The sequence below is a fragment of the Streptomyces sannanensis genome, from assembly GCF_039536205.1.
In the GTDB taxonomy this organism is placed as follows: domain Bacteria; phylum Actinomycetota; class Actinomycetes; order Streptomycetales; family Streptomycetaceae; genus Streptomyces; species Streptomyces sannanensis.
In genome coordinates this window covers 4,936,704-4,948,560 of sequence record NZ_BAAAYL010000001.1, presented here as the reverse complement: position 1 = coordinate 4,948,560, position 11,857 = coordinate 4,936,704, and the positions used below count along the sequence as shown (strand labels likewise).

Here is an 11,857-nt window from a genome sequence, read left to right as displayed (position 1 = left end):
GTTGTCGCGGGTCAGCGGTCACTGCGGACCGGCGCGCTGCTGCCGATAATCATGGCGAATGCGAGCACAACCGGCAGTCTGCCATACGCCCATGACGCGCGGACGCCCGGTCTCACGATGCGGGCGTCCGCGCGAGGGACAGTGCGTAGTCCGTGCTCAGCGGGTGTGCCGCAGGAACACGTCGTACTCGCCGTTGGAGTCCCCGCTCACCACACCCTCGACGCCGGTGGCGAAGACCACCGCCCGGCCGCGGTCGGCGACCGAGTCCTGAAGGGCCTGTGTGCGGTACTGCGGTGCCGGGCCGATGTACTGGTGCTTTCCGGTGCGGGTGTCGAGCAGCCGCAGCTCCCCATCCTCTGCTCGGGCGTCAGCGCACCGTGCGCAGGTACACCTGCCAGGTGCTGTCGGCGTCGGGGAGCACGTTCGGCGCGTTCGAGGCGAACGCGACCCGGTGGCCGTCCGGGGCGATGCCGGCGAGGTCGAACACTCCGCTCAGCGGCGTGCCGTCGTGGGCGAGGTCGATGCGCGTGGTCCGGCCCGTCCTCAGATCTCGTACGTACACCGCGGCATCGCCGCCCGCCCTGGGCTCGACGAGGTCGGGGGCGGTCGAGGCGAGTACGGCGAAGCGGCCGTCGGCACTGAGCTGCTCCCCCTCGGACCAGCCGTGCGCGTCGCCGCCACCGGCCGCCTCGCTCACCCGTACCGTCCTCCCCGTCTCCAGGTCGCGCACGAAGGCGTCCTGCTCACCGTTGCCGTCACCGGGGACGACATCGGGGGCGTCGGAGTTGAACAGAAGCTTGCGGCCGTCGGCGCTGAGGACCGTGCCGCCGGCGCCCCTGCCGACGTGGGCGACGGTCTCGCGCCCGGTGGGGCGGTCGACCACGATCACTTTGCTCGGGCCGTACGGGTAGTCGGGACCCATGTACCGCTCACCGAATGTGAAGGCGATCCGGCGGCCGTCCGCGCTCATCGACGGGCGACTCGGAATGTACTCGCCATCGACCGGGCTGACCCGCGTGGTCGTGCCCGTCACACGGTCACGGACGTAGGCCCGGACGATCCCCTTGTCCTCATCGCTCTCCATGGAGTTCGCCCAGGCAGTGAAGAGGACATAACGACCGTCGGCGCTGATGCCCGGACGGTCCCGCCACGCGACTCCCGGGCGCCCATGGAGGCCGACACTCGCCCGCTCGGTGCTGCCGGTCCGCAGATCGTGGACGTAGATCTGGTCAGCGGGAGTGCCGTCGTCCGGCGGACCGTTGTGCCGGGCTGCGAAGGTGAGGAAGCGGCCGTCGGCGCTGATGCTCACGTTCTCGGCCGACCAGCCCGTCGTGTCGCCCTCGATGACGATCGGGATTCTGCGCAGCGTGCCCGTGCGGACGTCGCGGACGAAAAGGTCCGGGTCGTGCTCGGGATCCCCGGGTACCAGGCCTGGCGCCCAGGACGGGAAGGCCACATAACGGCCGTCCGGGCTCATGGACGCCTCGTACGTGTCGAAGCCGGCCGGCGAGCCGTCCGGCGCGGACGTGATCCGCTCGGTGCGGGGTGCCGGCGGCTGGGTGGCCGACGCGGTCGCCGAGGCGGTCAGCGGGAGCGCTCCCACTAATGCCGCGGTCAGGACGGTGCGTATGGAAACGAGCATGCTTCCCCCGTGTGACGCTGTTCCCCCGGCCCTGCGCCGAGGGCGCACGGGGATACAAGCGCACCTGGCGTGCACGGGTCAATCAGACCAATTGCGTACAACCGTCACCCTCCGCCGGGCGTCCGCGCCCGCGGTTCAGACGAGCGTCTCGTCGAGGAACTCGGCGATGTGCGCGAGGACTTGGGGCCGGTCGGAGCCCGGAAGGCCCATCGCCACGTGGGTGCTGAAGCCGTCCAGCAGGGCTCGTATCCGGGTGGCGTACCTGTCTGCGTCGACCTTGCGCAGCTCGCCGCGCGAGGCCCCCTCGACGAGGAGGGCGACCAGATCACGGTGCCAGGAGAGCTCGATGTCGAGGAGCCGGTTGCGGGATTCCTCGTCGAGGCTGTGGGCCCGGTTCCACAGCTCCAGCCACAGGGTCCAGTGAGGGTCGCGGGGGCCGTCGGCGACGTAGAGGTCGACATAGGCGTCGAGGCGCTCCCGGACCGGAACCTGGCGGGCGAGGGCGGAGCGGCGCTGCACCCCGAGCTGTTCCTCGCTCCACTCCAGGGTCTGCAGCAGCAGCTCGTCCTTGGTGCGGAAGTAGTACAGCAGGTGCCCGCTGCTCATGCCGACCTCACGGCCGAGGCCGGCCATGGTGAGTTTCTCCAGCCCGTGCTCGGCAATGCTCGCCTGGGCGGCGGCCAGCACGGTCTCCCGCGGCGGGGCGGCATTGCGCCGCCGCGTGGTGCGGGCGGGCTCGGGCATGGGATTCTCCGTGGTCGGGGCGGGGATCTCAGCATACGGGCGAGCGGTTGCACACCGCCGGGGCCGGACGGGGTGAGGATCCCGTCCGGCCCCGGCGGTGTGCTGTGGGGATGTGCCGTGGGCGTGACGTCAGACGCGCGGCTGCTGCTGGGTGATGCAGTGGATGCCGCCGCCGTTGGCGAAGATCGGGCGGGCGTCGACCAGCACGACCTCGCGGTCCGGGAAGAGGCCACGGAAGATCGCCGCCGCGTTCTCGTCGCGCTCGGCGTCGCCGAAACCGCACAGCACCACACCGCCGTTGCAGAGGTAGTGGTTGATATACGAGTAGTCGACCCAGTCATCGTCCTCCTTCAGGACGGTCGGCGCGGCGACCTCGATGACCTCGAGGGTGCGGCCCTTGGCGTCCGTCCGGGTGCGCAGGAAGTCCGCGATCTCCTTGCAGACCTCGTGGTCGGGGTGTGCCGGATCGGGCTGGGTGTGGACCAGGACCGTGCCGGGGCGGGCGAAGGAGGCGACGATGTCGACGTGGCCCAGGGTTCCGTAGGTGCCGTAGTCCGCGGTCAGGCCGCGCGGCAACCAGATGGCCTTGGTGGTGCCGAGGTGGGCGTGGATCTCGGCCTCGACCTCCTCCTTGGTCCAGTGCGGGTTGCGCTCGGGCCCGAGCTGGACGGTCTCGGTCAGCAGGACCGTGCCCTCGCCGTCGACGTGGATGCCGCCGCCCTCGTTGACGAGCCTGGAGGCGTACGTCTGCACGCCCGCCCGCTCGGCGACATATGCGGCGATCTTGGAGTCGTGCTCCCAGCTGGCCCAGTCCTGGGCGCCCCAGCCGTTGAAGATCCAGTCGACCGCGCGCAGTTCGGTGCCGTCGGTGACGAAGGTGGGACCGATGTCGCGCATCCAGGCGTCGTTCAGCTCGCGCTCGACGATGTCGATCCCGTCACCGAGGTACGTACGGGCGCTGTCGGTCCCGCCGGGGCCGACGACCACGGTGACCGGCTCGAAGCGGCGGATGGTGCGAGCGACCTCGGCCCAGGCGGTGCGGGCCGAGTCCAGCTCCTCGGCGTCGGTGAAGGTGGCGTTGAGACTGGGCCAGGCCATCCAGGTGCGCTCATGCGGAGCCCACTCGGCGGGCATGCGGAAGCCGTCGGCGACAGGGGTGCTGCTGCTCATGAGGGGGTCCTTACAGGAAGTACAGGCGGTTGAGGGAGACGGATTCGGCGGGCTCGGAGCGGATCGGGTCGCCGTCGAGGGAGACCAGGCCGGTACGGGCGTCGACCTGGACGTCTCCGATGCGGGAGTTGAGCATCAGGTCGGCGGGGCCGATGCCACGGGTGCCGCGGACGGCGACCCGGCGGCGGCGCGTCGGCATCCGGTCGTTGCCCTGCTCGAGCGCGGCGCCGGCGACGAACGCGACCGAGATGTCGGCGGCGGTGGCGCCGTGGCCGCCGATCTGCGGGCCGAGGACGAGCGGCTCGCAGGTGTCGGTGGCGGCGTTGGGGTCGCCGGTGACGCCCCAGGCGGGGAAGCCGGACTTCAGCACCAGCTGCGGCTTGGCGCCGAAGTACTCCGGACGCCACAGCACGATGTCGGCAAGCTTGCCGGCCTCGATCGAGCCGATCTCATGGGAGAGGCCGTGGGCGATGGCCGGGTTGATGGTCAGCTTGGCCATGTAGCGCAGCACACGCGCGTTGTCGTCGTGCTCGCCGTCGCCGGCCAGGGGGCCGAGCTCGGCCTTCATCTTCCCGGCCATGGCGAAGGTGCGGCGTACGGTCTCGCCGGCGCGGCCCATGCCCTGGGCGTCGGAGGAGGTGATGCCGATGGCACCCAGGTCGTGCAGGACGTCCTCGGCGCCCATCGTGCCCGCACGGATGCGGTCGCGGGCCATGGCGGCGTCGCCGGGCAGGTCCGTCTTCAGGTCGTGGACGGAGACGATCATGCCGTAGTGCTCGGCGACCGCGTCCCGGCCGAAGGGCAGGGTGGGGTTGGTGGAGGAGCCGATGACATTCGGCACGCCCGCCATCTTGAGCACGTTGGGCACATGACCGCCGCCGCAGCCCTCGATATGGAAGGCGTGGATCGTACGGCCGTCGAGGACGCGGAGGGTGTCCTCGACGGACAGGCACTCGTTGAGGCCGTCGCTGTGCAGGGCGACCTGGACGTCGTGTTCCTCGGCGACCCGCAGGGCGGTGTCGAGGGCCCGGGTGTGGGCGCCCATGTCCTCGTGGACCTTGAAGCCCAGGGCGCCGCCCTCGGCGAGGGCCTCGACCAGGGGCGCGCCGTGCGAGGACGAGCCGCGGCCGAGGAAGCCGATGTTGACGGGCCAGGCGTCGAAGGCGTTGAAGGCGTGGTTCAGGGCCCAGGGCGAGTTGACGCCGACGCCCCACACCGGGCCGAACTCCTGGCCGATGATCGTGGTGACGCCGGAGGAGAGCGAGGCCTCCATGATCCGCGGCGACAGCACATGAACATGGGTGTCGATGGCGCCGGCGGTGGCGATCAGGCCCTCGCCGGAGACGATCGAGGTGCCGGTGCCGACGACGACGTCCACGCCGTCGAGGGTGTCGGGGTTGCCGGCCCGGCCGATCGCGTGGATGCGGCCCTCGCGGATGCCGACGGAGACCTTGCGAACGCCCTGGACGGGGTCGATGACGACGACGTTGCTGATGACGACGTCGCAGGTCTCACGGACCGCGGCGGCCTTCAGGTGCAGTCCGTCACGGGCCGTCTTGCCGAAGCCGGCCAGGAACTCCTCGCCCGGCTTCTGGGCGTCGGACTCGACGCGGACGACGAGTCCGGTGTCGCCGAGGACGATCCGGTCGCCGGCCCGGGGGCCGTGCACGGCGGCATAGTCACGAGGGTCGATGCCGGTCACTGGTCCTCCTCCTTGTGCCCTGTCTCTGCGTGCCCCGCCTCTGCGTGCTCTGTCTCTGCGTGCCCCGCCTCTGCGTGCCCTGTCTCTGCGTCCGCGTCGGGTGCCACCGCTCCGAGGTATCCGCAGGCCGTTGCCCTGCGCAGCGCCTCCTCCTTGGCACCCGGCGCGTCGAGCGGGCCGTCGACCAGGCCCGCGAAGCCGATGGCGATCCGGTCGCCGCCGATCGGCACCAGGCCGACCTCGGCCTCGCCGCCCGCGTCGAAGCGGGCGGACGAGCCCGCGGGGACGCTCAGCCGCATGCCGTAGGCGGCGGCGCGGTCGAAGTCGAGGCGGGGGTTGGCCTCGAAGAAGTGGAAGTGCGAGGTCACACTGACCGGAACGGCCGCGGTGTTCCTCACGGTGATCCGCACCGCGGGCTCCGGCTCCTTGTGCTCGGGGCCGGGCAGCACCGCGCCGGGCGCCGCGTCGCCGAGCGAGCCTCCCCCTGTCTCGGACCCCCAGCCGATGGGGTCGGAGACCACCGCGAGCCGGGAGCCGTCATCGAAGACGGCCTCGACCATCACCTCGGTCACCACGTCCGCCACGCCGGGCAGGACGTCCTCGGGGCCGAGCACACTGCGGGCCGCCTCGATCGCCTCGGCGAGCCTGCGCCCGTCGCGAGCCGCCTCGCAGACGGTGTCCGCGATGAGCGCGGTCGCCTCGGGGACATTGAGCTTCAGTCCACGCGCCCGGCGCGCCCGCGCCAGTTCGGCGGCCCCGAAGAGCAGCAGCCGGTCGCGCTCCGTGGGAGTCAGTCTCACGCCACCACACCTCCTGTTTTGAACAACACTCTAACAATGCAATGAAGCTGACAATCCAATGAAGAGGATCGAAGAGCTGACGCGCCACCTAGGCACAGTCCACATTGAACGTCACTCAAGACATGGAGGAGCGCGCTGAACGGGACCGCGGAACGCCTGAGGGCCGCCCCGTACGAGACGGGGCGGCCCTCAGGCGTTTCTCAGCGCGGCTCATGTCGCGTCATATGCCGCCGCGGCGTGCGTCAGCCGAGCTCGTGCATCCAGCCGTGGCCGTCCTCGGTCCTGCCGGTCTGGATGTCCAGCAGTGCCTTGCGCAGCTTCATCGTGACCTCGCCGGGCTGCCCGTCGGCCTGGGTCCAGTTGCCGCCGTTGGACTTGACGGTGCCGACCGGGGTGATCACGGCTGCGGTGCCGCAGGCGAAAACCTCGGTCAGGGTGCCGTTCTCGGTGTCCCGCTGCCACTGCTCGATGGAGACGCGGCCCTCCTCGGCGGTGTAGCCGAGGTCGCGGGCGACGGTGAGGAGGGAGTCACGGGTGACGCCCGCCAGCAGGGAGCCGGTGAGCTCGGGCGTGACGATCTTGTCCCCGTACACGAAGTACAGGTTCATGCCGCCCAGCTCCTCGACCCACTTGTGCTCCAGCGCGTCGAGGTAGGCCACCTGGTCGCAGCCCTTCTCCGCGGCCTCGGCCTGGGCGAGCAGGGAGGCGGCGTAGTTGCCGCCGGTCTTCGCGAAGCCGATACCGCCGGGGACCGCGCGGACGCGGTCCTCGGAGAGCCAGATGGAGACGGGCTTGACGCCGCCGGGGAAGTAGGCGCCGGCCGGGGAGGCGATGACGATGAAGAGGTACTCGTTGGCGGGCCTCACGCCCAGGCCGACCTCGGTCGCGATCATGAAGGGCCGCAGGTAGAGGGAGGCCTCGCCGCCGTGCGCGGGGACCCATGCCTTGTCCTGCTCGACCAGGGCGTCGCAGGCCGCGATGAAGGTCTCGACCGGGAGCTCCGGCATGGCCAGGCGGCGGGCGGAGGCCTGGAAGCGCCGGGCGTTGGCGTCGGGGCGGAAGGTGGCGACGGTACCGTCGGGGCGGCGGTAGGCCTTCAGGCCCTCGAAGATCTCCTGCGCGTAGTGGAGCGTCATGTTCGCCGGATCGATCGAGAGCGGCGCGTACGGCACCAGTTCGGCGTCGTGCCAGCCGCGACCCTCGGTCCACTTGATCGTCACCATGTGGTCGGTGAAGTGGCGGCCGAAGCCGGGGTTGGCGAGGATCGCTTCGCGGTCCGCGTCCGCGAGCGGATGCGCGGTCGGCTTGAGCTCGATCGTGGGCGTCGTCATGAGTACCTGTCCTTCACCTTGTGTCTGACAGACCGCGCACCCATGTCCGTACGGCCCATTATCAGGACGTCCGAGTTCCCCCCATATCGCGGCCCCACGTTCGATTATCGCGCGTGGGTGGCCGAGGGTGAAACGGGGTGTGTGCGCGGTCAGAGGATGACGGTCGCACCCGGGGCCGCGCATGAGGAAGCCGCCGGGCGCTGAACGACCCGGCGGCTTTGTGTGTTGACGCGACGGGTCAGCTCGCTACGCGTACCGCGAGCGCGTCGCCGATCTGGTCCGTCGTGCGGAACGTGCCGTCGCGCTCCGCGAGGTCGGCGGAGACGGCGTCCTCGATCCGGGCCGCTTCGGCGTCGTAGCCGAGGTGCCGCAGGAGGAGGGCGACGGAGAGAATCGTGGCAGTGGGGTCGGCCTTGCCGGTGCCCGCGATGTCGGGCGCCGAGCCGTGCACGGGCTCGAACATCGACGGGAACGCGCCGGTCGGGTTGATGTTGCCGGAGGCCGCCAGGCCGATGCCGCCGGTCACGGCAGCGGCGAGGTCGGTGAGGATGTCACCGAAAAGGTTGTCGGTGACGATGACGTCGAATCGCTCCGGCTGGGTGACGAAGAAGATCGTCGCGGCGTCGACATGCAGATAGTCGGTGGTGACGTCCGGGTACTCCTGGGCGACCTTGTCGAAGATGTTCTTCCACAGGTGGCCCGCGTAGACCAGGACGTTGTTCTTGTGAACGAGCGTCAGCTTCTTGCGCGGGCGGGCGTCGGCCCGCTCGAAGGCGTCGCGGACGACGCGCTCCACACCGTACGCGGTGTTGACGCTGACCTCGGTGGCCACCTCGGCCGGCGTGCCGGTGCGCAGCGAACCGCCGTTGCCGGTGTACGGGCCCTCGGTGCCCTCGCGGACGACGACGAAGTCGATGGCCCCCCTCTGCTCATCGCGGATGGCCAGCGGCGTCGCGGTGTTGGGGAACAGCCTCGACGGGCGCAGGTTGATGAAGTGGTCGAAGGCGAACCGCAGTTTGAGCAGCAGCCCGCGCTCCAGGACGCCGGACGGTACGGAGGGGTCGCCGATCGCGCCGAGCAGGATGGCGTCGTGGTTCTTCAGCGCCTCCAGCTCCGCGTCCGGCAGGGTCTCGCCGGTGCGGTGCCAGCGCTTGGCGCCGAGGTCGTATTCCTTGGTCTCCAGCTTCACATCCTGCGGAAGGACAGCCGTGAGGACCTTGAGGCCCTGAGCCACGACTTCCTGGCCGATGCCGTCACCGGGGACAACTGCGAGATCGATGCTGCGAGACATGGCGGCACCCTACTTCTCATCCCAGTTCCTGACACGCCCCGTCCGCCATTCGGACGGATGGACAGGGCGCGCCGGATGCCGGACAGGGTTCAGTGGCCCGTGGACCCGCCGTTGTCCCTGCGGTCGAGGGACCGCTGGAGGGCGGCGGCGGCGTTCTTGCGGTCGGACTCACTCGCACGAGTGACATGGCGGACGCGGCGGCGGACAGTCGTCTCGGACATGAGGGATCGACTCCTTCGAGATCACGTTTGAGGGGACGCGGCCGCGCGACGGCCGCGGATACGTGTCGGAGAGGCGCCGGAGGGGGCGGAGAGCGATGCCGCAGGGGTTACCTGCACCGGGGCACGGGCTGTGTCCGCCACTCGCTTTGTAGGAGCGAAGACGTTCGGCTCCTACAAAGCTAGAGGAGTGCGGGGCATCTGTCTCCACACTTACTCGGACTTCCTACTATCTGAGACGGGCCTCACTCCGTCGGCCTCACTGCAGCCCTACAGCACATCGCCGTCACGCCAGTCGAAGACCAGCGCGGCGGCGGGATCGGGGAGCGGCCGGCCGGAGGCCCGGCGGAGGTAGGTGGAGCCCTCCTCCCCCGGCAGACGCACCACACCCTCCGGTCCCAGCGTCTCGATCCGGCCCGGCCACGGCCGCCAGCCGCGCGACGCGTACAGGAACGCGCCGTCGTCGGACGCGGACAGCGCACCGAAGAAGTACGCCCGGTCGACGACCCGCTCCAGGGCCTCCATCACCCGGCCGCCGTGGCCCTGCCTGCGGCGGTCGGCGCGTACCGCCACGGCCTCGACGTATCCGATCCGCAGCGAACGCCCGCGATGCAGCACCCGGCGCTGCACGACACTGCCGTGTGCGACGAGTACGCCGCGCTCGTGCACCAGGACATGGATGCCGCCCAGCCCGTGGTCCCAGTCCTCGTCGCTGAAGTCACCCTCGAATGCCTCGTCCAACAGGGCACGGATCCCGGCGAGTTCGGCGGACGTCAACTCGTAGGTGTGCGCGATGCGCAGCGGCTCGTCGCTCATGTGCCCAGTCCGGCAGCGGCAGCAGGAGCCCGTTACGCCGCCACCTTCATGCCGAGCTCGCGCGCGAGCCGCATCACCCACTCGGTGAACTCGTCACGGTGATGTACTTCGTGACCGCACAACACGCTGACCTGCGCGTCCGTGAGCCGGTTCGGTCCCGGCATCTGCAGCAGCAGACCCATCTCGTGCAGCACGGTGACCAGCCGCTGCGCATCGGCGTGCTCGATCACGTCGACCCCGTGGCCCGGGCCGAGAGTCGTGGAACCAGGCATGACGCTCTCCTTCCCGCACCCCCGCGCCCCCTCCCAGCAGCGTAAGCCCGTGCAATGGAAACCGCCCCCGGCCGGTTGGGGGGAACCGGACGGGGGCGGAGTTCACAGGGGGAGCCGCCCTCCTGTGCGGAGGAGGGCGGCCCGGTGGGCGTCAGCCCATGTGGGGGTAGCGGTAGTCGGTCGGCGGGACCAGCGTCTCCTTGATGGCGCGGGTGAGCGTCCAGCGCATCAGGTTCTGCGGGGCACCGGCCTTGTCGTTCGTACCCGAGGCACGGCCGCCGCCGAAGGGCTGCTGGCCGACGACGGCGCCGGTCGACTTGTCGTTGATGTAGAAGTTGCCCGCGGCGTAGCGGAGCTTCTCCATCGTGTGCGCGGCCGCGGCACGGTCGTTGGCGATGACCGAACCGGTCAGGGCGTAGTCGGACACCGACTCCATCTGCTCCAGCATGGCGTCGTACTGGTCGTCCTCGTAGACGTGCACCGCGAGGAACGGGCCGAAGTACTCGGTCGTGAAGACCTCGTTCTCCGGGTCCGAGCACTCGACGACGGTCGGGCGGACGAACCAGCCCTTCGAGTCGTCGTAGGTGCCGCCCGCGATGATCGTGCAGGACGGGTCGGCGGCGGCGCGGTCGATGGCGGCCTTGTTCTTGGCGAAGGAACGCTCGTCGATGACGGCGCCCATGAAGTTCGACAGGTCGGTGACGTCACCCATGGTGAGGGCGTCGACCTCGGCGGCGAACTCCTCCTTGAAGCCGGAGTTCCAGATGGAGGCCGGGATGTACGCACGGGAGCTGGCGGAACACTTCTGGCCCTGGAACTCGAACGAGCCACGGGTCAGGGCGGTCTTCAGCACGGCACGGTCGGCGCTCGGGTGGGCGACGACGAAGTCCTTGCCGCCGGTCTCGCCGACCAGACGCGGGTACGAGCGGTACTTCTCGATGTTCTCGCCGACCGTCTTCCACAGGTACTGGAAGGTCTTGGTCGAGCCGGTGAAGTGGATACCGGCCAGGTCGCGGTGGTGCAGGGCGACCTTGGAGACCTCGATGCCGTCACCGGTCACGAGGTTGATGACGCCCTTGGGCAGACCGGCCTCCTCCAGCAGCTGCATGAGCAGCACGGCGGCGTGCGTCTGCGTCGGGGACGGCTTCCAGACCACCACGTTGCCCATGAGAGCGGGGGCGGTGGGCAGGTTGCCGGCGATGGCCGTGAAGTTGAACGGCGTGATCGCGTAGACGAAGCCCTCCAGCGGGCGGTGGTCCAGACGGTTCCACACACCCGGGGAGTTCGCCGGCGGCTGCTCGGCGAGCAGCTGACGGGCGTACGCGACGTTGAAGCGCCAGAAGTCGACGAGCTCGCACGGGGTGTCGATCTCGGCCTGCTGTGCCGTCTTCGACTGGCCGAGCATGGTGGAGGCGGCCAGCGTCTCGCGCCAGGGGCCGGACAGCAGCTCGGCGGCGCGCAGGATGATCGCCGCGCGGTCGTCGAAGGACATGGCGCGCCACGCCGGGGCGGCGGCCAGGGCGGCGTCGACGGCGTCCTGGGCGTCCTGCTGGGTGGCGTTGCGGTACGTACCGATGACGGCCTGGTGGTTGTGCGGCTGGACGACCTTGAAGGCCTCGCCGCCGCCCATCCGCTTCTCGCCGTTGATGGTCATCGGAAGGTCGATGGGGTTGTCGGCCAGCTCCTGGAGCTTGGCCTCCAGCCGGGCGCGCTCGGGGGAACCCGGGGCGTACGAGTGGACCGGCTCGTTGACCGGCGCGGGGACCTGGGTCACAGCGTCCATGGGGCGTCCTCTTCCGAGTGAATCTCTTGCTCCAGCCAGGAGGAACTGAAGCGGTGGCGTATGTTGAGCTGCGGTCAGGGCTTGACCA

The 11,857-nt window shown here is 70.1% G+C and carries 11 protein-coding genes; all 11 read right to left on the bottom strand.

Features of this window, described 5'->3' with window-relative positions; genetic code table 11:
• Nucleotides 1-367 precede the first annotated feature (367 nt).
• The 11 genes from ABD858_RS23215 to pruA all read right to left on the bottom strand — a co-directional run bounded on the left by ABD858_RS23215 (nucleotide 368) and on the right by pruA (nucleotide 11,769).
• Complete coding sequence (locus ABD858_RS23215) at nucleotides 368-1,642, bottom strand: TolB family protein (RefSeq protein WP_345040767.1); 1,275 nt, start codon at nucleotides 1,640-1,642, stop codon at nucleotides 368-370.
• Between the two features lie 135 nt (nucleotides 1,643-1,777).
• Entirely contained in the window at nucleotides 1,778-2,386 is a 609-nt protein-coding gene (locus ABD858_RS23210; protein ID WP_345040765.1) for a TetR/AcrR family transcriptional regulator, read from the bottom strand.
• Nucleotides 2,387-2,515: 129 nt separating this feature from the next.
• The gene (locus tag ABD858_RS23205) at nucleotides 2,516-3,556 is read right to left on the bottom strand and encodes an agmatine deiminase family protein (protein WP_345040763.1); all 1,041 of its coding nucleotides are present in this window, start codon (nucleotides 3,554-3,556) and stop codon (nucleotides 2,516-2,518) included.
• A 10-nt stretch (nucleotides 3,557-3,566) separates the two neighbouring features.
• Entirely contained in the window at nucleotides 3,567-5,249 is a 1,683-nt protein-coding gene (locus tag ABD858_RS23200; protein WP_345044792.1) for an urease subunit alpha, read from the bottom strand.
• Nucleotides 5,250-5,254: 5 nt separating this feature from the next.
• Complete coding sequence (gene ureA, locus ABD858_RS23195; RefSeq protein WP_345040761.1) at nucleotides 5,255-6,058, bottom strand: urease subunit gamma; 804 nt, start codon at nucleotides 6,056-6,058, stop codon at nucleotides 5,255-5,257.
• A 242-nt stretch (nucleotides 6,059-6,300) separates the two neighbouring features.
• Nucleotides 6,301-7,389 (bottom strand): branched-chain amino acid aminotransferase, encoded by a 1,089-nt coding sequence (locus ABD858_RS23190; protein WP_345040758.1) that lies wholly within the window; start codon nucleotides 7,387-7,389, stop codon nucleotides 6,301-6,303.
• A gap of 238 nt (nucleotides 7,390-7,627) precedes the next feature.
• Nucleotides 7,628-8,680 carry a 3-isopropylmalate dehydrogenase gene (locus ABD858_RS23185; protein ID WP_345040756.1) on the bottom strand — a complete coding sequence of 351 codons (1,053 nt, stop codon included), beginning with the start codon at nucleotides 8,678-8,680 and terminating at the stop codon, nucleotides 7,628-7,630.
• An 89-nt stretch (nucleotides 8,681-8,769) separates the two neighbouring features.
• Nucleotides 8,770-8,901, bottom strand: coding sequence for a hypothetical protein (locus ABD858_RS23180; protein ID WP_345040754.1), 132 nt, complete (start codon nucleotides 8,899-8,901; stop codon nucleotides 8,770-8,772).
• Nucleotides 8,902-9,168: 267 nt separating this feature from the next.
• The gene (locus tag ABD858_RS23175) at nucleotides 9,169-9,714 is read right to left on the bottom strand and encodes a GNAT family N-acetyltransferase (protein WP_345040752.1); all 546 of its coding nucleotides are present in this window, start codon (nucleotides 9,712-9,714) and stop codon (nucleotides 9,169-9,171) included.
• A 32-nt stretch (nucleotides 9,715-9,746) separates the two neighbouring features.
• Nucleotides 9,747-9,986: a hypothetical protein gene (locus tag ABD858_RS23170; protein ID WP_345040749.1), complete on the bottom strand. Its 240-nt coding sequence runs from the start codon at nucleotides 9,984-9,986 to the stop codon at nucleotides 9,747-9,749.
• A 151-nt stretch (nucleotides 9,987-10,137) separates the two neighbouring features.
• Nucleotides 10,138-11,769: an L-glutamate gamma-semialdehyde dehydrogenase gene (gene pruA / locus ABD858_RS23165; RefSeq protein ID WP_345040747.1), complete on the bottom strand. Its 1,632-nt coding sequence runs from the start codon at nucleotides 11,767-11,769 to the stop codon at nucleotides 10,138-10,140.
• Nucleotides 11,770-11,857 lie beyond the last annotated feature (88 nt).

Excerpts from the sequence above, each read along its gene's own strand:
- ABD858_RS23215 (WP_345040767.1), bottom strand. The coding sequence starts at position 1,642 with ATGCTCGTTTCCATACGCACCGTCCTGACCGCGGCATTAGTGGGAGCG.
- ABD858_RS23210 (WP_345040765.1), bottom strand. The coding sequence starts at position 2,386 with ATGCCCGAGCCCGCCCGCACCACGCGGCGGCGCAATGCCGCCCCGCCG.
- ABD858_RS23205 (WP_345040763.1), bottom strand. The coding sequence starts at position 3,556 with ATGAGCAGCAGCACCCCTGTCGCCGACGGCTTCCGCATGCCCGCCGAG.
- ABD858_RS23190 (WP_345040758.1), bottom strand. The coding sequence starts at position 7,389 with ATGACGACGCCCACGATCGAGCTCAAGCCGACCGCGCATCCGCTCGCG.
- ABD858_RS23185 (WP_345040756.1), bottom strand. The coding sequence starts at position 8,680 with ATGTCTCGCAGCATCGATCTCGCAGTTGTCCCCGGTGACGGCATCGGC.
- ABD858_RS23180 (WP_345040754.1), bottom strand. The coding sequence starts at position 8,901 with ATGTCCGAGACGACTGTCCGCCGCCGCGTCCGCCATGTCACTCGTGCG.
- ABD858_RS23175 (WP_345040752.1), bottom strand. The coding sequence starts at position 9,714 with ATGAGCGACGAGCCGCTGCGCATCGCGCACACCTACGAGTTGACGTCC.
- ABD858_RS23170 (WP_345040749.1), bottom strand. The coding sequence starts at position 9,986 with ATGCCTGGTTCCACGACTCTCGGCCCGGGCCACGGGGTCGACGTGATC.
- pruA (WP_345040747.1), bottom strand. The coding sequence starts at position 11,769 with ATGGACGCTGTGACCCAGGTCCCCGCGCCGGTCAACGAGCCGGTCCAC.